Origin of the sequence: Sporolactobacillus sp. KGMB 08714 (assembly GCF_036598985.1) — a bacterium.
In the GTDB taxonomy this organism is placed as follows: domain Bacteria; phylum Bacillota; class Bacilli; order Bacillales; family Sporolactobacillaceae; genus Sporolactobacillus.
Window position 1 is genome coordinate 98,714 of sequence record NZ_JAUUBW010000004.1, and the last position, 20,299, is coordinate 119,012.

Below are 20,299 nucleotides of genomic sequence, written 5' to 3' on the forward strand. Positions count from 1 at the left end.
CGTCTTTGGCGCATGGAGCCTTTGCTGCGGGAACCGGAACGATTCATGCGAACAGGCCGCGGCAAGCGCTGATGTCCGGCCGCTTATCCTGCCGTCCTTAAGAAATTTATGCTCTTTTTATAGCACAAAAAAGCGCCGGGCAGCTGAAAATATTATTTCAGCTGTCCGCGCTTTTGCTTTTCAGAAAACCGTACAAATGATGGATCATTTTCCTCGAGGACCCGCCTTCTGCTTAGAAACCCGTCGCTTCTTTCATGAATTCAGTGATGGTTTCTTTTTGTGAATCGCTCAAAACGGCGCCGGTTTTTTTATCAATGAATGTCGGGACGGTCAGGAAACGATATTTTTCTTTAAGTTCCGCAAAACGCTGCTCATCGCTTTCTCTGACGAAAAGTTCAATCTGATCATTGTACTTCCCGCCCAGCGCTTCGTTCAGAACGACTTTGGCCCGTTCACAGTAAGGGCAGCCGATTTTGGTAATCATAAGCACCTTTTTATCATCCGTCATCCGTTATGCCTCCTCCTGCTTCTTAACAACCGAACCTATTGTAACAAGCCGCGAGAGGCCTGTCATTTTATCTGCTCAACGCCGGATTTTTTCACTACCGCTGTGGAAAACCGATCCATTTTTTCGGATCAAATATTTTTCCTTAAATTTGTTTTTATGAACGGCATGGATTGGGGCAACTTAAAAGCGAAAGGGGGATTTCAATCATGGTTCAAACACTGAGGCAGGTCATGACAAGCGACATTGTCTGCTGTTCGCCGAATCAGACGCTGAAAGAAGCGGCCGAACTGATGAGCCGCCATAACATCGGTTCGATTCCGGTCATAAATAACGGAAAACTTGAGGGGATTATTACAGACCGGGACATCACACTGCGCTCGGCGGCCCGCGGAAAAGACGACGACAAGGTGGCCGTTGCCGACTGTATGACCAGCAATAATTTGATTTCCGGGAGGCCCGACATGGATGTCCACGAAGCTGCCCGGCTGATGTCTGAAAAACAGATCCGCCGGCTGCCGGTCGTCGAAAACGATCGTGTGGTCGGCATTGTCTCGCTGGGCGATCTGGCGACAGAAAACCAGCTTAAGGACGAGGCGGAAAAGGCACTGTCCGGTATTTCGAGAACGAACGCAGATTAAGAAAACCGGAAACCGAAAACACAATCATCCGCTAAGGGAGATCGCATTTTCCTTAGAAAAAAGGTGTCTCAAAAGCTCCTGAACCGAGCATATGAATCAGGGAGCCCAGGGCTGTCCCATAATCGGCTTTTCGACTATGGGACAGCCCTTTTTTACAGAGCATGAACCGCTGCCGCTTCTTTAGAGGACTGCAGGCAGGCAATCGTCGGGGACCGTTTCCCGCCGTCGAAAAAGCGGCGCCGCGCTTTTTTACCCGATTTGTCAGTTTGGGCTGATACCGGCATCAACTTGCTGTATAATCAGTAGATGGAAATCTGCCCGGTTCATTACATAAATTCGGACCGTTCTTTTGAATTTTTGCATGAACATCGACAAAACGGCCGTGCGACCCTGCGAATTATTGTACGTGATGCATCTTTAGCGTTTTTCATGACTTCGGAAACAGCCGTGCAATCTATCCCGTCATGAGACATGTTCTGCAATCCGGCTGCAGATTCTTTATGGAGGCTTACAGTGGATTATTATATTAAACAGTGGTTAAAGCATTTGGATTGGGCGATTATCATTTCATTGCTCTTATTGGCCGTCTTCAGTACAGTGGCATTGTTCTCCTCTACGTACGGCAAGTTCAATCCGACTGTTCCGGCCCAGATTATTCCGAAACAGATTTTATTCGAGATACTGGGCTTTATTGCAATGATCGTGACGGCAAAATTCGATTACGGCGCGCTCCGCAAGAACAGCAAGTGGCTGTACGGCATCTCGATTTTCCTGCTTCTCGTCGTATTTGTCATGCCGAGGCAGTTCGGCGCGCACAGCTGGATTCCGCTTGGAATCTTTGCGTTTCAGCCGTCGGAGTTTGCCAAACTGACACTGATTATTGCTGTCGCAGGTTACATGGCCAATATAGATGAATCGGAAATCCGAAGCCGCGGTTTCAAACAGATGGCCGCCATTTCCGCCCTGTTCATCGTCCCGTTTCTGCTGACACTGAAGGAACCGGCTTTAGGCCAGGCGCTTGTCCTGTTCGCCATCGTATATGCGATGTCTATCATTTTCGCCCGGCGTTCACATTTTACCCTGCTCACATTGGGGTTTCTTCTCGTTGTTTTCGGATTTACGGTTCTGGCTCTCGACTTCCCGCAGCAGTCGACCAATTTTATTGAAAATGTGCTGGTCAAGCATAATCTGCTGCAATCATTTCAGGCAGACCGGGTTGTGACCTGGCTGAATCCGAGCTACGATCCTTCAGGGGCCGGCTATAACGTCCAGCAGGCTCAGATAGCCGTAGGCTCAAGCGAAGTCTTCGGAGACGGATTCCTTAAAGGGGTGGAAACACGTGCGGGCATGATCCCTAATCAGACGACGGATTTTATTTTTACGGCGATCGCGGAACAATTCGGCTTTATCGGATCGGCATTGCTCGTTCTTGTGTTCCTAATCCTTATTCAACGGCTCATGCAAATCGCCGCCATGTCTCTCGATCCATTCGGCACCTATCTGGTTACCGGGATTATCGGCATGTTCGCTTTCCAGATTTTTGAGAACGTCGGCATGGATATTTATCTGAGTCCGGCAACGGGAATCACGCTTCCTTTTATCAGTTACGGCGGCAGCTCGCTGATCGCCAACTATATTGCGGTCGGTTTGGCATTGAGCGTCTATCACAGAAGCAAATCCATTTTCTTCACGGTATCCGGCTCGGCATCGATCGGATAACCGATTCTGAACGGAGCGCCCGGCGAAACAGTTTTTGCCGGGTATCATGAACGGAATAGTCCAAACGGCAGGCATTTCTGACTCAACAGGTCGGATGCCTGCCGTTTGATTTTCAGTTTGCAGCAACGTTGTTGCAAATGGAAGGAAAAACTGCACAATATCGTGAAAACGTTTTAAAAATAATTTTCATTCAGGGGTTGCAATTTTGCTATAATTGACGTAAATTGTAGTTGAGAATAAAAGTTTCTTTAAAGAAACTTTTATTCATCGAATCAACAAAGGAGGCGCTTTCAATGGCTTACAAAGAAGACGGACAGCCGATTCTGTCGGCAGCTAGCAGCGGAGCTGCAGTGAGCACGCTTCCGGGCCTTAACAGAAGAGAGCACCCCGAATCGTTTCAGACAGCCGTCGGAAAGAAAAAAGGCTGGAAACAGGCCCTGCCGTTTCTCGGGCCGGCTTTTATCGCATGCGTAGCTTATATTGACCCCGGCAACTATGCAACCAACATCCAAAGCGGTTCCCAATACGGCTATTTGCTGCTCTGGGTCGTCATTGTTTCGAACCTGATGGCAATTCTGATTCAGACTTTATCGTCGAAGCTCGGCATTGCCACCTCGCGTAATCTGCCGGAGATCCTGCGTGATGAATGGAAGCCGGGTGTGGCATTTTTCTACTGGATCCAGGGTGAGGTCATGGTCATGGCGACCGACCTGGCCGAATTTATCGGTGCCGCGCTCGGCTTTCATCTTGTCTTCGGCCTGCCGATGATCCCGGCGGCTATTTTAACGGCGATCAGTGTGCTGATCATCCTCTTTTTCCAGATCAGGGGTTTCCGCCCGCTTGAGATGGCAATCGCGACCATGGTTTTCATTGTTGTGATCGCGTTTAGCTGCGAAATCGCTTTTTCACTGCCTCAGTTCGGACCGTTCATGGCCGGATTCGTACCGCACTTCCAGGGAGCGGACAGTATTTTGCTTGCTGCCGGCATTTTGGGGGCAACCGTCATGCCCCACGCCATTTACATGCACTCAGGTCTGACGTGCAGAAGAGTTATTGGCCAAACGCCGGAAGAAAGGAAAAAGATTTTCCGTTTCGAGTTCATCGACATTCTGATTGCCATGAGCCTTGCCGGGATCGTCAACACGGTGATGCTGGCTGTCTCGGCTTCGACCTTCCACGGGCACATCGTGATTTCAGACCTGAACGTGGCTTTTAAACAATTCGGTGCCTTTATCGCCCCGAGTGCCTCGCTTCTGTTCGGTATCGGCCTGCTGGCTGCGGGGCTGTCCAGTTCATGTGTCGGGACATTGGCCGGAGATATTATGATGCAAGGTTTCATTCACAAACGGATCCCTGTTTTCATCAGACGTATCTGCTCGATGATTCCGCCGCTGGTCATTATCATCACAGGCGCGAATGCGACCGGCGCACTGGTGATGAGCCAGGTTGTCCTCTCCTTCGGCATTGCGCTCGCAATCATTCCACTTGTCATCTTTACAAGCAGCAAAAGAATTATGGGACAGCTTGTCAATCACAGGATAACGACACTTATGGCATGGGCCGTAGCCGGAGTGGTAATCTGTCTGAACGTGTTTCTTCTCTATCAGACCTTCGCAGCGTAAGCCCATCCAAAAACAATTCTGAAGTGTATCTGCCTCCCGGCGCGGCAATGTTCCCTCCGTCGCTGAGAGGTTCTTTATTTCATGAATGCGGCGCGGGCAACAGGCTTGTACAGATGGTAAATATGCTCAGTCAATACCAGGCCCCGTTAAAACCGCAATACAATCCGGGCGGCATCCAATAGCATGCGAATACAGGGCTCTGTCCTGAAGAATTCGATAACGTCTCAGCGGCCCAGGCACAGATTATCCGCTCCCGCTACAATTGAGCCGTCCTTGTTAAGTAAGAGATCCGTATTAAGTGCCGATTATTCGCGCTTAGATATTTCAGGTCGGTTGATTCCTCAGCTGTTGCTGATGATTCCTTACGCATAATTGCGATTACTGATGATTATCGGACGATTACTGTCGATTCTGTGCGCCTTACCGATGTTGATCCGGCGGTGCACTGCTCTTTTCCCTCTTTTTTTCTATTATATGAGTCTTTAGTTCATTGTCCTGCCGCGCCTGCCGTCAATCAATGATCGACTCTTCCTGAAAACGTCTCTTGAAAGGCAGAGCGTTTCCACGATCAATAAACTTCTGCCGGAAGAAGCCCGAAATCGGCCGATAGACCCCTAGATTTGGCCGGTAGAAGGCATGATTCGGCCGATAGAACCCTGGATTTGGCCGGTAGAAGGCTTGATTCGGCCGATAGAACCCTGGATTTGGCCGGAAGAGGTCCGAAATCGGCCGGTGGACCCCTGGATTCGGCCGGTAGGAGGCTCGATTCGGCCGGTGGACCCCTGGATTCGGCCGGTAGGAGGCTCGATTCGGCCGATAGAACCCTGGATTTGGCCGGTAGGAGCGAACCGATCGCCCGAAAAGGATCGCCATTCGCCCTATTCCGGCGGAGCATCGCCCCGTCAGGAGTTTATCGCCCCGAAAAAAGAATGAATCGCCCTAAAGCAGCGGACTATCGCCCGAAAAGGATCGCCATTCGCCCTATTTCGGCAGAGTATCGCCCCGTCAGGAGTTTATCGCCCCGGAAAGAGAATGAATCGCCCTAAAGCAGCGGACTATCGCCCGAAAAGGATCGCCATTCGCCCTATTCCGGCGGAGTATCGCCCCGTCAGGAGTTTATCGCCCCGAAAAAAGAATGAATCGCCCTAAAGCAGCGGACTATCGCCCGAAAAGGATCGCCATTCGCCCTATTCCGGCGGAGTATCGCCCCGTCAGGAGTTTATCGCTCCAAAACGTTTGCGTGAAAATTCAAAGCCATAGACCGCCGCTTGTGCCAACCGATCGCTTTCGAAAGAACCGCCGGCGCCTTCGCACTGCAGACCGGCTGGATACATGAGTTGAGAGGATACCTGCTTTTTAAAATTTGGAGAAAAAAAGACTGCTGATAGGTCCGCGAAACGGATTCAAAAACCGCCGGGCGAAGAAGAATCCGCCTTTTTTCACCAGGCCGGCCCGGCCCCCATAGAAATCTCACGTGGCCGGCCTGCAATCAGTGAATTAGATGTTAAATTGCTTGCCCCCACCCGTTTCAAACAATACGGCGCGGTGTATGAATTTTGCCGAGTTGTTCAGAATAAAAAATATCTGAACGGAGGAATCCACAAAAACCGTGAAAAAGTTCGATCACCCTATTCAAACCATGGCCGCACGTCAGGAAAAGAAGAATATCCGGTCCGGAAAGGGAGCTTACCTCTCGTGGTGGCAGCTCAGCCTGATCGGTATCAGCTCGGTCATCGGTGCCGGTTTTTTTCTCGGATCGGGGTTATCGATCCGTGCTGCCGGTGCCTCTGTATTAATCAGCTATCTGATTGCCGGCGTGTCGGCCCTGATCGTATTTTCGGCATTGGCGGAAATGACAGTCAACGACCCGGAAAGCGGTTCTTTTCGGACCTACGCCAAAAAGGCCTACGGCGATGCCTATGCGTTTGTCTTCGGGTGGATCTATTGGTTCGCCGGACTCATGATTGTCTCCAGTGAAATTACAGCCTTGTCTACATTTACCCGTTACTGGCTGCCGGAGATCCCGTTATGGATTTTCTTTAGCGGATACGCCTGTCTGGGCATCGGTGTGATCATGCTGGGCATCAAAGATTTCGGAACGATCGAATCCTACCTCGCCGTGCTTAAACTCTCGGCGCTGCTCGCTTTTATCGTGTTCGCATTTCTGCTTTTTATAGGCGGCCGATTCGGCTCTTTTCCATTATCCGTCCATAGTCCTTTTCAAGAGGGTCTGTTTCCAAACGGATTTCTCGGTTTCTGGGGAAGCATGATTTTTGTGCTGCTTTCGTTCGGCGGCATCGAAATCGTCGGCCTGACGGCGGATCGCTGCCGGAGCAAAGATGATGTTTCCAAAGCGGGCTACGCCCTCGTTATTACATTGACGATGATCTATTTTTTCTCGGTCGTATCTGTTTTAATGATTGCGGATTGGAAAACGATCGGCACGGCAGAGAGTCCGTTCGTAACCGCTCTCGCCGCGGCCCGCATCTCTTTCATCGGCGGAATTTTCAACCTTGTGATTTTGTCCGCAGCGTTTTCAACAATGATCGGCGCCCTGTACTCGATGACAACCATATTGGCCGCCCTCGCCGCAGATCATGATGCACCGCGGCTGTTTAACAGACGCACCCAAAAGGATGTCCCGCTCTACGGACTGTTTCTGACCCTGGCGCTGCTGATTCTCGTCGATGTTCTTTCCTATTTTCTTCCTAAATCCGTTTATGAATATCTGGCAACCGCCTCCGGTACGATGCTTCTTTTAAACTGGCTGAATATCATCCTTTCTGATATGAAAAACCGGCGAATATACTCCGGCAGGCACAGAACGATCCCCTTCCAGCCCTATTCGGGGCTATTGGGTATCTGTATCATCGTTTTGGGTATCACCGGCTCCGTTTTCGACAGGCAGCAGCGGATCAGTCTCATTTTTACTCTCGTGATCGTCGGTTTCATTTTGCTTCTTTACCTGATTAAGAAAAAATTCACTGAAAAAGCAAGAGACGGGCTCCGTTCTGATTGAAAAATATCCGTTCAGCGGAGAACCGCCGCCATCCGGATGAGGGGAGCCCATGGCCGGGAGCCGCTCCCAAAATATCAGGGGCAAAAGTTGTTTTATAATCCAAAATGCGCCCCTGTCATACCGGGACCGCTCCGAAGTATCAAAGTCAAAAGTTTTCCGCCAATCTCCGCATATCCGGGTTATGTCTCCGCGTATCCGGGCTATGATCTGTCAACATGAGGCCGACAGCCGCGGAGCCTGTGCTCTGCGGTTTTTGCTTCTCTTCGCTATGATCTGTCAACTCGAGACCGGCAATGCCGTTATCCTGCACAACAGGATAATTTTGAAACATTTTTATCAAATGTAAGGGCTGCTAACTTCAACCCTTCGGCCATGGTTAAATAGGGGGCCAGGCTTTCCTGAAGATCGCGGACGGTTAATCCGTACTTAACCGCCAATGTTCCTGCATAAATCACATCTCCGCCATTTTCGGCAACGAGATGAACGCCGAGCACTTTCCATGTTTTCGCATCTGCGACCAGCTTAAAAACGCCCGTCGTTTCCCTGTTCACAATCGCGCGCGGAACAGCATCTAAAGGCAAGACGGAAGTTCTGACCTCATATCCCTCCTTCCTCGCCTCCTCTTCTGTCAACCCGACAGTCGCTATCGAAGGATTCGTAAATACGACTCCGGGAACAAAGCGCAAATCAATTTTTTGTTTTGAAAACCCCAAGGCAACTCTTGCAGCTGCCCTGCCTTCATAGGCTGCTACATAGACAAATTGCGGCCCCATGGTTACATCCCCCGCAGCGTAAATGTCCGGATTGCTTGTCCTGAGAAAATCATCAACGAGGATTTCTTCCTGAGATCCGAGTTTAACGCCGGCAGCATCCGGATGAAGGTCCGCCGTGTTCGGCTTTCGGCCGGCGGCAACAAGGAGCTGCTCCGCTTCAATGATCCGTTTCTCGCCATTCACCGCTATGTGAATACGTTTGATAGCGCCGACTTGGTCGACCCGCTCAACCAGCGCGCCCGTGATTAGATTCATCCCCTGTCCCGTCAACGCTTTAGCGGCGGCTTCAGAAATTTCAGGATCATATGTTTTTAAAATTCGGGCACTTCGCTGGATGAATGTGACTTCCGACCCTAAGTTGTGGAATAACTGGCCGAGTTCCATCGCGACATATCCGGAACCGATAACAGCGAGGCGTTTCGGAATTTCTTTCAGTTCAAGAGCCGTCGTACTCGTTAAATAATCGACTTTTTTTAGACCTTCAATGTCCGGCAGCGCCGGCGCGGCACCGGTTGAAATTAAAAAGTTTTTCGCCGTCATCCTGCGGCCATCAACTTCCACACTATTCCCATCGAGAAATTTCGCTCCCCCGTGAATCAGCTCAAAGCCGTATTCATCGATCAGACGAACATATTTATCCTGACGCATTTTGCCGACAAGCTCGTTCTTTTGATCGACTAAAGCCATTAAGTCCGCGGGTCCTGCCGAAACGTCAAGACCGGCAAAGGGATTCATGCGGGCCAAACGGTTGATTTCTCCGGCGCGAAGCAATGTTTTGGATGGGACACATCCAATATTGACGCACGTTCCGCCGACAGTCCCGCGCTCAACCATCGCTACTTTAGCTCCCAGTCCGACAGCTTCAATTGCTGCTGAAAAAGCGGAAGCGCCGGAACCGATAATCAGTAAATCATAGTCACCGGTCCGGTCCATTTTTATCCGGCTTTCACCGGAAATAATCTCGATATTTCCGGGTTTGCAGCCGGTATCCCCGACAGCCGCTTTTACGCTTTCAATAGCGTCTTTTTTCGCAACCTGGAAAACGGCTTTCCCCTTTCGATAGCTTGCTGATACATTTTCAGCGCCAACGCTGTTCATTGCGCGGATCACGCGATCTTCACAGTCTGGGCAAGTCATCCCCTGAATTGTCATCCGGCAGGTTTCCAATTTTATTCCTCCCTGATTTTTACGAAATTCTATATGGAATTTTGGATCGCATTTCAGCCTTTGAGCCGGCTATGAGCCCCCTGCTCTCCCGGGCTAATAGACAAACCACTGCTTTTTTACGCATTGCCTCACCCTGTTCCTCTCTTATTTTTTCATCAATGTTTCAATAATCGGGCACCCATAAATATCTTTATCTTCCGGACAGCGCTCTTTGAGATCAATCAGCATTTGTTCCACTTTTTTCAGATCTTTAATCTTGCGGCGTATGTCTGCTAACTTTTCAACGGTAAAGTTGTAGATATCGCAGCACTTTGCTTCGTCGCGATCAACAACGCCCAGTAATTGATCAATTTCTTTCAGTTTGAATCCCAGTCCCTGCATACGTATAATAAAGCTCAGCCGGTCAACAGTCCGCTCCGTGTAAATACGATATCCCGAGTCTAAACGGGGAGGTGCCGGCAGGATGCCGATCCGTTCATAATAACGAATCGTTTCTTTACTCAGATTACATTTTTTCGCGAGTTCGCCCATGCGATAGTGCATCTTTTTCACCTCATTCAGAGTATAAACCCTGTACCTAGGTACACAGTCAATACAAATGGCTCTATTATTGTTTTGCAGAGCGCCTTGCATCTGATTGAACGTTTCTATTTTTATGAGAGACGTTACATACAAGGCGGATGCAGGCATTGAAGAAACCGATGGATAGAATCGCTATATTCGTCTTTAACCGATCGGTACATACATTGTATGATAAGAGTAATCAAAAAAAGGAGAGCATGCCCATGAAGATCATGGCTATTTACGGCTCCATCAGAGATAAAGGAAACTCGGAACAGCTCGCCGATATCGCCCTTCAAGATTTGGATGCTACAAAAATTTTTTTGAAAGATTATCATATTGATCCGATATCCGATCTGAGCCGTTCAGCAAAAAAAGATCCGTTCCATTCAGCGGATGACGATTACCGGACACTGATTCAAAAACAGATTCCTGCGGATATCCTGTTACTGGTCACACCGGTCTACTGGTACGGCATGTCCAGTCTGTTAAAACTGTACATTGATCGCTGGTCTGAATCATTGAGAGATCCGTCACTGCCGGATTTCAGGGAAAAAATGAAAGCAAAGGAAGTTCATTTAATCACCGTCGGCGGCGATCAACCTTACATCAAAGCCCTGCCGATGATCCAGCAGACACAATTCATCTGCGACTTTTTACAAATGAAATTCGGCAGTTATATTATCGGCAAGGGCGATAAGAAAGGCGAAGTTTTAGCCGATAAGGACGCCCTGCATGCCGCCGTTAATCTAAATCACTATTTAAAAGCCCGCGCCGCTGTATGAATGGCCGATCACAATCAGACAATTTTCCCCGAATGATTGTATTTGGCTGTGAAATGAGGCAAATGATTGTCCCGCTGCCATCACTCCGGCCGGGGCTGTATGAAAAGAGAGATTTTTGTCAATTTGTAATAATAACCTTCATAATAAGCATTGACCTGCGATTATTAATCAAATAAGATATTCATGTTGTGATAATGATTATCATTTCCGTAAGAGCAATGAAAGAGGTATTTCAGATGGATAAACCGACTCTGACCGTTTCGCAATCCTATAATTGGAAACGGCGCATAGCTTTGATTACAGCAACATTCGGACCCGGATTGATGGTTATGCTGGCCGATACGGATGCCGGGAGTATCGTCACAGCCGCTCAATCGGGTGCTCAATGGGGCTATAGAATGATCCTGCCGCAGCTCCTATTAATCCCCATCCTCTATCTGATTCAGGAAGTCACCGTTCGTTTGGGCATTATAACAGGCAAGGGACACGGCGAACTGATTCGCGAAAGATTCGGAATGAAATGGGCTTTACTATCTGTCGGCACTTTGTTTTTGGCATCTGTCGGGGCACTGGTCACTGAATTTGCCGGCATTGCGGGTGCCGGCGAGTTATTCGGCATCCCTTCCTGGCTCAGCGTCAGCATCGCCACGATCATCCTCGTCGCAATCGGACTGACGGGAAGCTATAAACGATTTGAACGGATTGGGATCGCTGTCGGATTATTTGAAGTCTTCTTCTTAGTCGCCGCCTATCTGTCTCACCCTAATCCGGCAGACATAGTACAGGGTCTGACATCTGTTCCGCTCGCTTCCAAAAACTACGTGTACTTACTGGCAGCAAACGTCGGAGCCGTCATCATGCCCTGGATGATCTTCTATCAGCAGGGGGCGGTCCTCGATAAAAAGCTGACGGTACGCGATCTGAAGGCCACCCGCTGGGATACATTGAGCGGTTCAGTCATTACCCAATTGATTATGATTGCCGTGCTCGTAACCTGTGCGGCAACCATCGGTAAAGCAAGCCCCGGCCGCACATTAAACGATGTGAAGCAAATATCCGATGCACTGGAGCCGTTTCTGGGATTTTTCGGGGCGAAACTGGCGTTCAGCCTCGGCATTGTCGGAGCCGCCATTATTGCTTCATTAGTCGTCTCCGTTGCAGGTGCCTGGGGCATCGGAGAGGTATTCGGTTTTAACAAAAGCCTGAACCATAAGGTAAAAGATGCAAAGGCGTTTTACTTCATCTATACTCTGGCGCACGTAGGCGGGGCCGTCTTAGTCATTTGCAGCGTCAATCTGGTTAAAATTACACTGGATGTCGAAGTCATGAATGCGATGCTGCTTCCGATTGTCCTTGGCTTTCTGCTCGCACTTGAGGCAAAAGCGCTGCCAAAGGAACAGCGTATGAAGGGGTTTCATAAATACCTGGTCTGGAGCCTGTCGGGAATTGTGATGGCTTTCGGGCTCTATATGAGCGTGTTCAGCCTTTTCTCATGATCAGCATCTTTTCAGACGGATTGACGAAATGAATGCCGCCGGTCGATCCCGTGAACGGCTTACAGGCAGGGCGGCGCAAAAACATCAATCGCCGCAAGGGCCATGGCCGGCGTTCTGTTTCCATTTTTCGAATATAAAAAGGTTTTCCGCCGGCTGTACTTAAAAATTCATAGTCGGATAAGATTCCGGTTAATTATTTTTCTTAAACGGCCGGGTCATATGCGTACGCCGTTCCCATTGTCTATTTAACGGCATTTTATACAGGGAATGGAGGTGATCACGATGTTCGGATCCTGCCGGCCCATATATTGCGATCCTCAATATGTCGTACGCGATACCTTTTTCCCGAGGACAGTGCCTGTCGTCCACCCGATCGTTCACATCAACAGACAAAACATAGTTAATGTACCCAGACATTTTTTCCCGCAATCTTTTCAAAACGTTGTTGTTGATCCCGGGTGTCCGTGTCCGCCCGCACGCGGGTTTCACTGGTAATTTGATCGTTTAATGAACCGCTTTTTCTTACCGGCCTTAAGCCGACAGAAGGAATCCGGGTTTCGAGCCGATGCCGAGAAAGAAGCTTTAAAAAGTCCAACTATTTTATAATCAATCAGATCCTTGACGTGCATCCGGGATCTGATTTTTATCATTCTTTTAAGGTTCCGCTTTCGTGCCGAAGCGGATAGGCCATGCCGAAGCGAGGATTCCCGGCCGTCTGAAACCGACGGGAGGATTGCCGGTCCGGGCTTCACAATCGCTTTTTCGACATTTGTTCATGGCTCCCTGCAGATCCGCTTTACAGTCTCGGTGAGGGCTCAACGACCGTTTTGGCTCATATGATTCACTTCAGTTACAGACGGTTGTTACTCCGTTCTGCCGGTCTGTTTATACTCACGGACGATTTCGATAAATTGACGGATACGCTCCGACAATTCCAGCGTCTTCCGGTAGACGAGCATCACCGTTAAAAGCGGCTGTTCCCGATCCGACAGCGGAACGGCGACAATCGGATCGCCGGGCAGGATCGATAAATCGGCAATGAAACTGATCGCCGTTCCGCGGGATACAATTCTTTTCAGTGTATCGATATTGCTGCTGCGATAGATAATGTTCGGGGCGACTCCGGCATGGCGGGCAATCTGTTCAAAAGCGACCGGATTGGCGAAATGACGATTCAGCACGACGAACGGAAAGGCGCTTACCTCCTGAAAACTGACGGACTTCCGCTTTGCCAGCGGGCTGGACGGGCTGACGACAATCTTAAAACGGACGATCTTAAGACGTTCCGTCACTAATTGGTCATGAATCAGCGGCACCACGCTTCCGACCAGCCCAATATCAACATCGCCGCCCACGATGGATCGCAGCACTTCACGCGATCCGGCTTCATAGGTATATAAGTGATTCAATAAACCTGTTTTTAACAGCTGGTTTGCGACACTGGGGAAAAAATAGCTGCTGATTGTCGGCGACATGCCGAAGCGGATTTTCTGCTGATTCATGGCATTGATTTCCTGATGCGCCAGCCGCCATTCATTCAAAATGGGGCCGACATGATGATACAGCTGTTTGCCGCTGTCGGTAATCCGCAGCTCATTATGAGCATGATTGCGCTCAACCAGCTTTGTTTGAAATTCGTTCTCCATCCTCTTCACCGCCAGCGTAATCGTCGGCTGGCTGACTTTAAAATATCCGGCAACTTTTGTGAAATTCTGATCCTCTACTAATCGATAAAAATATTTTAAGTCCTGGATGTTCATTTCCGCCCGTCCCCGTTATAAATATTTTTTATGACCCTTTGAATATTTGACTATGATTCTAGCATAGATGTATGCTCGTTGGTATCCGGAAATAAGTATTATTAATGGCATTGCAAAATAATCCGTTAGCCGCTCAGCTTTATCTGAAGATCGCTCGTCAATTCCGCTGAGCCCGATCAATCATGGAGGCATTTATATTGGGAACGTTTATTCAGGGCACAGAGGGTGTTTTAGTGATCCTCATTATGATAGGCGTAGGCTATGTACTGGCTCTCCGCGGCTGGTTTGATAAAAGAACCAGCAAGTTAATTGCAAAACTGGTCACACAAATCGGACTGCCGGCGTATATGATCAGCACCATCACGTCTGATTTTAACGGCAAAGAATTGATTGATCTCCTGCCTAATCTCCGTTTTCCGGTTCTCTCAATGATTATTCTGTTCGGCATTTCATTCCTGGCTGTTAAAATATTCGCCGTTCCGCGCAACCACAGCGGACTGTTTAAATCGATGTTCTGCAATTCAAACACGATATTTATCGGTCTGCCGGTAAATATGGCGCTGTTCGGCAGTCAAAGCCTGCCGTACGTACTCGTCTATTATATGGCCAATACGACCTTTTTCTGGACATTGGGAGTTTATCTGATTCAAACAGACGGCGATACCCATACAAAGATCAGCCTGAAATCAATGCTGGAAAAAATCTTTTCCGCACCGCTGTTAGGATTTATCGCCGGCGTTATTCTGGTCCTTCTGCACATAAAGCTGCCGGCGTTCCTGATGTCCGATTTCAACTACATCGGCGATCTGACCATTCCTCTGTCGATGCTCTTTATCGGCATTGCAATTCATCAGGCGGGACTGGGCAAGATTCGCCTGAATAGAGATAATCTCGGTATTTTGATCGGCCGATTCATTGCGGCGCCCGCTCTCATGACGCTGCTTGTCCTGCCGGCGCCGATGCCTGCTCTCATGAAAGAGGTTTTTATTCTGCAGTCGGCCATGCCGGTTATGACCAATACGCCCGTCGTTTCCGAACTTTATCATGCCGACTCCGATTATGCGGCCGTCATGGTTACAGAAACGACACTCTTCAGTCTGATTGAAATCCCCATTTTGATGACGATTATTTAGCAAGAAGCCGGATCGGATCCAGCCTATTCAGGACTTCTTTCGCAAAAGGCCCGCGATCTCGGCGAATGCCGGGGTCCCGTTTTTTTTATTTTACCGCTGTCAGGATAAACGTGGTTTGTATGCGGCAAAACGAAGAGAAATAGCGGACATTTCCGGGATTTAACGCCCCTCCGCCGGTTAGGCCGCTTTTCAGAAGAACGGATAAAGCGACCGCGCCGCGAACCGGGCGCAGATGAGTCAAAAGGCTGCTCATTTTTATAGTGTATGGAGACGGTGCATGAAAAAAATGATAGAATAATGCTGCACATGTAATGAAAAGACTCGCAAGCACATTGGGAGGCCGGCATGAATTACAAACATATCATCTTTGATATCGACGGCACACTACTTGACACGGAACATGCTACCCTTCATTCGCTGCAGGATACAATTCGGGAATTGCAGCATCGGACCCTCGCATTATCCGAATTAGGGTTTGCGATGTTTATCCCGGACAAAGAGGCACTGAAGCAGCTGGGCGTTTCGGACATCGGGCACGGCATGCAGGTATGGCAGGATCATTTCAAATTGCATTTATCCACGGTCAGCGTCTTTAAAGGAATTCGCGAGCTGCTGGAAGAATTAAGAAAGAGACGGTATAAACTAGGTATCATAACGTCGGAGGGGAGACAGGAATACAAGCAGGGCTTTCTGCATTTCGGCCTGGAGGGATTCTTTGAGACGGTCATCTGCGCTGAAGACACGGTCCGCCACAAACCCGATCCCGAACCGATGAAAAAATATCTGCAGGCAACAGGCGCATCGGAAAAAGAGGTTCTGTTTATCGGCGACAGTGTCTATGACATGCAGTGTGCTTCGGACGCGGGCGTTAATTGCGGACTGGTTCTGTGGGGCCGCCATTCCGTGCGCCCTATCCGGGCGACATACTATTTCAATGCACCCGGCGACATTTTGAACCTGCTGAACAACGGAACAGCCGGCCTCACTAACTGAAATACAGAGGAGTACTCATTGCGGATCATTGGAAAAGAACAAGATTCCTGAAATGAAAGACGAGATCAAAAGGCTGAAACAAATGAAATAACCCGCTGCCGGTCAGAACCGGCAGTTTTAATTTATGATTTTAGCCGGCTGAGCACGTATAACGTTAGATATAGCCGCCAGCCCGGCTGCGGTCGGCCGCCGTTCCGCCGGTACTCCTGTGCGGGCAGCTTTCCGCAGCGATTAAATTTTCCTGCCGTACGTTCACTTTTGCCGGCATTCCGATCATACATCCGGGAGACAATAGCCCATGGAGAGCTTGCATTGCCTGTATGAAACCGGCGGGCGGGCAAAAATAGGCTTCTGGGGTTGGTCGACTTTTAAAACCGGATTTTGCTTTTTTCATTGGGTCAATGTTATACCGGGAGGCGTTAAAGTAAATCCGGATGATATTGCCGGAATTCTGCAGGAAGTAAATCCGGATGATATTGCCGGAATTCTGCAGGCGGTTTTCAATGGATTGATGCCCCCATTCAGAGATGCAGAATTGCCGCATCATATGGCATTGGCTGAAGTCAGGAATTAAAATTCCGCCAGCGAGGAAAGGCCTGATAGATTGGAGGCTTCGGTCCATTTTAGATGATTGCCTTTCTGTCCTCTCGTTTCGTGGGCCCGTTAAAGGATGCGCAAGCAAGGGTGAGCCGCCACTCGATCTGAACCTGATCGAAAAATGGGAGACATGGCTATATGAAAACTCCGGAATGATATGGGGAAGCAAAAGAGGCAAGGCCTGGACAAAGTGTTGACCAGCGCCTTGAGCCGCCGGTCACCCTATTATCTTTTTTGAACGGATGAGCCGGTTAGGATTCCATTTTTTTCAAAATGCTGTCAATATGGATTTTTGCCGTATCGAATAATGGGAGCTCGGTATCGTCTTTTTTAATAATCAAGGGCAGCTCCGTACACCCGAGGATAACTGCCTGAACGTGATCGTTTTCTTCCATTTTATTGATGATGGCCAGGAAGCGTTCTTTGGTTTCAGCCCTGACAATTCCATACTCCAGCTCTTCAAATATTTTTTTCTGAATAAACTGCCGGTCGACTTCATCCGGTACGATAATTTCGATCTGATCTTTTTTAAAGAGATTTTTATAAAAATCGGCATCCATCGTAAACTTTGTCCCAAGCAATCCGACTTTCCTTTGCCCGGATAAGCGGACGGCCTTTAATGTTTCCTCAACGATGCTGATAAGGGGAATCGGCGATTGATCTTTTAAAGGTTCAAAAACAATATGCGGCGTATTCGAAGCAATGACCCCAAAATCGGCACCCGCCTTTGCCACGTTGCGGACAGCTCTCAGCAAGAATCCGACATACTCGTCGAAGGCCCGGCGCGTTAATAATGCCGTTGAACGGTCAAGATCTACACTGTCGATCACGATCTGAGGAAAACAGCCTGCTTCTTCGTGATATCTGTAAACAATCTGTCTGTAATATTCCAATGTCGATTCGGCGCCTAATCCGCCGACTATTCCCGCTTTCTTCATGCGATATCTCTAATACCTCCAATCAAGCGACGGCTTGCTTTTTACAGAGCCTTCTCCAACCGCGTCTCTCAGCTATAATAACACAGACTAAATCCCGTTCTTCCCTGGTTCAGATCTCCTTGAAACCCCTGCGTCTGGTTTTATTTTTTCCCTGACCGGTATTTTGAGTCAGCTTTCGATCAAGCACGGAATCAATATTACTCAATGCGTCTTCATCCTGCCAAATGTTCGATATGTTTTTTTGGACCAGCTCATTAAGTGACAATTTTCGTTTTCTCATGCTCGCTCCTTTAATTCAAAGTAATTAAATATGTTTAATATGCTTACGGTTAACATTATATTGAAAAAGCAATTTTGTCAATAAAGGCATCCTTTAAATACCGATTGTCCGGACTCTCGCCGTGAAGAAAGACGATTACTCACACTATAATTACCAAAATCCCCTCGGCTCACATATCCGGACGGGCGGAAGTGCGAATCCGTCATCTAAAAGCATCAAAATCATGATCGTAAAAGGCCAATCATCATTCCTTTTTTTCTTTTCATTTTTAAAAAGCGATTCAAAAAAATCAACATTTATAACGACAGAGCAATCCGGACATCACACCTGAATCTGGCTTATTTTACCTGCATCATTTTTTAGATTTCATTTTATGCTTATGCCAACCATCGATTAACGGATATACTTTTAACATAGCATCAGCAGAAATCTATTTGATAAAAAATCATCTTACGTCATCTCTTGCTCGTGACGCTGCGTGATAAGATAGGCTAAGGGCAAGGAGGTGAGTTCTATGTCGCAGTACACAACCGGAGAACTGGCTAAACTGTGCAACGTTTCTGTTCGAACGGTACAGTTTTATGATGCTAAAGACCTGCTGAAACCATCGGAGCGTACGGAAGGCGGCCGACGTCTGTATTCGGACAATGACATGAGCAAACTGCGCTTGATTTGTATGCTGAAAGCTCTGGGACTGACGCTCGGATCGATTAAAGGCATATTGGACAGCGACAGCCCCGCCAAAGTCTTGCTATTACTGCTTGATGAGCAGGCGAAACAGATCGGCGGCGACATTAAAGACAAACAGAAACAGTTGGATTCGATTAAGATGATCAAGGAAAGCATCCGCAATACAAACAGAATTCCGGTGAATTCCATAAGCGACGTAGAGCGCATGATGAATAGCCAAAAGAAACTGAAAAAAACGCACGCGATCATGCTTATCCTCGGCCTTATCATGGATGCTATTCAAATCGTGGCACTGATTCTTTGGATCATAAGGGGCATCTGGCAGCCTTTTGCAATCGGAATGCCGCTCGTCATTTTGCTGGGAGTCTGGATGACCTGGATGTACAGCAAAAACACAGATTATATCTGCGTGGCATGCAACACACAGTTTAAGCCGACACTGGGTCAATTTCTATTTTCCAAGCACACACCCAGGACACGAAAGTTAAAGTGCCCCAAATGCGGGCATACCGGGTACTGTGTTGAGGTCGCTTCTAAATAACCGGAGAATGAAAAATTCAACAAAAGGATACCCCTGACATGGGATTTTGTGATATCCCCTATTCCGGCCAAAAAAGAGCGGATAAAAATCACCGGAAGGGTATCGTTCCAGCTGATCCCATTCTGCTGTAAATGGACTAAGGCCCTGTTATAATTTCCTGATTCTGTTTTGATGCCGTTCCTGTTCCATAGATTCGCTGCCCCCGAGGAATGTACGCGGAAATTCATCTGACCGTCAGCGGCGGCGGACCGCTGCCCAATCGACAGGAAATGCCGGCAGATCATTTAAAAAGCAAGGGTTCAAAAGGCCTATAGTTTTCTGTCGGAACCTGTCGAATCAGGTTTGAATAGCGTGAAAAGAGATGAAAATCCAGGAACTTTTCCCTGTTCAATATTTTGTCACACTTTTCTATCATACAAATGAATGCTTGAAGAGAAATCAGAAATCGAAGCTCTCGGCAGAGTTTCGGTTTTTTTTTCAGGTGAAATGAAATCGTCTCTGCGAAATGATAGAACCATTTTCCCGGAACGAACGAAGTACCCAAAATAAAGGGGCGATGAATATGGGCAATCAACGGCTGATGCTTGCCGCCTCAATCAATGAAGGGCGGTGACGGAAAACATGGGAGAGGATGTTTCTTACCAAAGCGGTTCATGGGACGACATGGGCCGGGCGATCGTTCAAATTTCAGGCTGGGGCGGCGCGCTGGAGCGCATGCAGCGGATGGACCGGACCCTTCAGCAGATCCAGAAGGCGATTGACGATCTGGACGAGGACCGGCGCCTCTGGTTTTCGTACAAAAGCCAGGCCGGGGCGCTCGACAAACTGGGCCAGGACTACCGGAAACTGGGCACCTTTACGGGTGAGGCCGGCAATGCGGTCAGCCGCCACATCGACGATCCCTTTTACAAACAGATGGATGCCTTTGCCGCGGAAATGGCGCAGGTTTCAATCAGCCAGTACCACACCCCAAACACGCTGAACGTCAAGGAATACCAAGCAGCCAGCCCGCTCGCCTCCGTCGCCGCCTATGAGCCAGTGACCAAACAGTCGATCACATTCGACGATCTCTTTAACAG

At 48.6% G+C, this 20,299-nt stretch carries 16 protein-coding genes and 1 pseudogene; 11 read left to right on the top strand and 6 right to left on the bottom strand.

Annotation, left to right across the window (positions count from 1 at the left end; translation table 11 throughout):
• Positions 1-232: 232 nt before the first annotated feature.
• The gene (locus tag Q6A92_RS03005; RefSeq protein WP_274397818.1) at positions 233-508 is read right to left on the bottom strand and encodes a glutaredoxin family protein; all 276 of its coding nucleotides are present in this window, start codon (positions 506-508) and stop codon (positions 233-235) included.
• 206 nt (positions 509-714) lie between these two features.
• Here Q6A92_RS03005 and Q6A92_RS03010 point away from each other — a divergent pair, with 206 nt between their 5' ends.
• The 4 genes from Q6A92_RS03010 (at position 715) to Q6A92_RS03025 (ending at position 7,506) form a co-directional block, all read left to right on the top strand.
• Positions 715-1,146, top strand: a complete 432-nt coding sequence (locus Q6A92_RS03010) for a CBS domain-containing protein (RefSeq protein ID WP_274397819.1) — start codon at positions 715-717, stop codon at positions 1,144-1,146.
• 513 nt (positions 1,147-1,659) lie between these two features.
• Positions 1,660-2,865: an FtsW/RodA/SpoVE family cell cycle protein gene (locus Q6A92_RS03015; RefSeq protein WP_274397820.1), complete on the top strand. Its 1,206-nt coding sequence runs from the start codon at positions 1,660-1,662 to the stop codon at positions 2,863-2,865.
• 350 nt (positions 2,866-3,215) lie between these two features.
• Complete coding sequence (locus tag Q6A92_RS03020; protein ID WP_332236991.1) at positions 3,216-4,487, top strand: Nramp family divalent metal transporter; 1,272 nt, start codon at positions 3,216-3,218, stop codon at positions 4,485-4,487.
• 1,609 nt (positions 4,488-6,096) lie between these two features.
• Positions 6,097-7,506, top strand: coding sequence for an amino acid permease (locus Q6A92_RS03025; RefSeq protein WP_274397822.1), 1,410 nt, complete (start codon positions 6,097-6,099; stop codon positions 7,504-7,506).
• A gap of 299 nt (positions 7,507-7,805) precedes the next feature.
• Here Q6A92_RS03025 and merA read toward each other — a convergent pair whose 3' ends face one another.
• A complete protein-coding gene (gene merA / locus Q6A92_RS03030; RefSeq protein WP_332236992.1) occupies positions 7,806-9,452 on the bottom strand; it encodes a mercury(II) reductase in 1,647 nt (548 codons plus the stop codon).
• Between the two features lie 138 nt (positions 9,453-9,590).
• Positions 9,591-9,989, bottom strand: a complete 399-nt coding sequence (gene merR, locus Q6A92_RS03035) for an Hg(II)-responsive transcriptional regulator (RefSeq protein WP_274397823.1) — start codon at positions 9,987-9,989, stop codon at positions 9,591-9,593.
• A gap of 242 nt (positions 9,990-10,231) precedes the next feature.
• On the opposite strand from merR, the gene Q6A92_RS03040 reads away from it, so the two are divergent.
• Positions 10,232-10,792 carry a flavodoxin family protein gene (locus Q6A92_RS03040; protein ID WP_274397831.1) on the top strand — a complete coding sequence of 187 codons (561 nt, stop codon included), beginning with the start codon at positions 10,232-10,234 and terminating at the stop codon, positions 10,790-10,792.
• A 236-nt stretch (positions 10,793-11,028) separates the two neighbouring features.
• Complete coding sequence (locus tag Q6A92_RS03045) at positions 11,029-12,288, top strand: NRAMP family divalent metal transporter (RefSeq protein WP_274397832.1); 1,260 nt, start codon at positions 11,029-11,031, stop codon at positions 12,286-12,288.
• Positions 12,289-13,151: 863 nt separating this feature from the next.
• Here Q6A92_RS03045 and Q6A92_RS03050 read toward each other — a convergent pair.
• The gene (locus tag Q6A92_RS03050; protein WP_332236983.1) at positions 13,152-14,048 is read right to left on the bottom strand and encodes a LysR family transcriptional regulator; all 897 of its coding nucleotides are present in this window, start codon (positions 14,046-14,048) and stop codon (positions 13,152-13,154) included.
• 197 nt (positions 14,049-14,245) lie between these two features.
• On the opposite strand from Q6A92_RS03050, the gene Q6A92_RS03055 reads away from it, so the two are divergent.
• The 3 genes from Q6A92_RS03055 to Q6A92_RS03065 all read left to right on the top strand — a co-directional run bounded on the left by Q6A92_RS03055 (position 14,246) and on the right by Q6A92_RS03065 (position 16,748).
• Entirely contained in the window at positions 14,246-15,181 is a 936-nt protein-coding gene (locus Q6A92_RS03055) for an AEC family transporter (protein ID WP_332236984.1), read from the top strand.
• Between the two features lie 345 nt (positions 15,182-15,526).
• Entirely contained in the window at positions 15,527-16,174 is a 648-nt protein-coding gene (locus Q6A92_RS03060) for an HAD family hydrolase (protein WP_274397835.1), read from the top strand.
• A gap of 298 nt (positions 16,175-16,472) precedes the next feature.
• Positions 16,473-16,748 (top strand): hypothetical protein, encoded by a 276-nt coding sequence (locus Q6A92_RS03065; protein WP_332236985.1) that lies wholly within the window; start codon positions 16,473-16,475, stop codon positions 16,746-16,748.
• Between the two features lie 274 nt (positions 16,749-17,022).
• Here Q6A92_RS03065 and Q6A92_RS03070 read toward each other — a convergent pair whose 3' ends face one another.
• The gene (locus tag Q6A92_RS03070; protein WP_274397837.1) at positions 17,023-17,709 is read right to left on the bottom strand and encodes an aspartate/glutamate racemase family protein; all 687 of its coding nucleotides are present in this window, start codon (positions 17,707-17,709) and stop codon (positions 17,023-17,025) included.
• Positions 17,710-17,818: 109 nt separating this feature from the next.
• Complete coding sequence (locus Q6A92_RS03075) at positions 17,819-17,989, bottom strand: FbpB family small basic protein (protein WP_274397838.1); 171 nt, start codon at positions 17,987-17,989, stop codon at positions 17,819-17,821.
• Between the two features lie 514 nt (positions 17,990-18,503).
• Between Q6A92_RS03075 and Q6A92_RS03080 the strand changes: the two genes are divergently transcribed.
• Together Q6A92_RS03080 and Q6A92_RS03085 are read left to right on the top strand one after the other, a co-directional pair.
• Complete coding sequence (locus tag Q6A92_RS03080) at positions 18,504-19,220, top strand: MerR family transcriptional regulator (protein WP_332236986.1); 717 nt, start codon at positions 18,504-18,506, stop codon at positions 19,218-19,220.
• 621 nt (positions 19,221-19,841) lie between these two features.
• Positions 19,842-20,299 (top strand): annotated as a pseudogene (locus tag Q6A92_RS03085) (hypothetical protein); the annotation flags it as partial.

Excerpts from the sequence above, each read along its gene's own strand:
- Q6A92_RS03060 (WP_274397835.1), top strand. The coding sequence starts at position 15,527 with ATGAATTACAAACATATCATCTTTGATATCGACGGCACACTACTTGAC.
- Q6A92_RS03070 (WP_274397837.1), bottom strand. The coding sequence starts at position 17,709 with ATGAAGAAAGCGGGAATAGTCGGCGGATTAGGCGCCGAATCGACATTG.
- Q6A92_RS03065 (WP_332236985.1), top strand. The coding sequence starts at position 16,473 with ATGGAGAGCTTGCATTGCCTGTATGAAACCGGCGGGCGGGCAAAAATA.
- Q6A92_RS03080 (WP_332236986.1), top strand. The coding sequence starts at position 18,504 with ATGTCGCAGTACACAACCGGAGAACTGGCTAAACTGTGCAACGTTTCT.
- Q6A92_RS03050 (WP_332236983.1), bottom strand. The coding sequence starts at position 14,048 with ATGAACATCCAGGACTTAAAATATTTTTATCGATTAGTAGAGGATCAG.
- merR (WP_274397823.1), bottom strand. The coding sequence starts at position 9,989 with ATGCACTATCGCATGGGCGAACTCGCGAAAAAATGTAATCTGAGTAAA.
- Q6A92_RS03005 (WP_274397818.1), bottom strand. The coding sequence starts at position 508 with ATGACGGATGATAAAAAGGTGCTTATGATTACCAAAATCGGCTGCCCT.
- Q6A92_RS03075 (WP_274397838.1), bottom strand. The coding sequence starts at position 17,989 with ATGAGAAAACGAAAATTGTCACTTAATGAGCTGGTCCAAAAAAACATA.
- Q6A92_RS03045 (WP_274397832.1), top strand. The coding sequence starts at position 11,029 with ATGGATAAACCGACTCTGACCGTTTCGCAATCCTATAATTGGAAACGG.
- Q6A92_RS03010 (WP_274397819.1), top strand. The coding sequence starts at position 715 with ATGGTTCAAACACTGAGGCAGGTCATGACAAGCGACATTGTCTGCTGT.
- Q6A92_RS03040 (WP_274397831.1), top strand. The coding sequence starts at position 10,232 with ATGAAGATCATGGCTATTTACGGCTCCATCAGAGATAAAGGAAACTCG.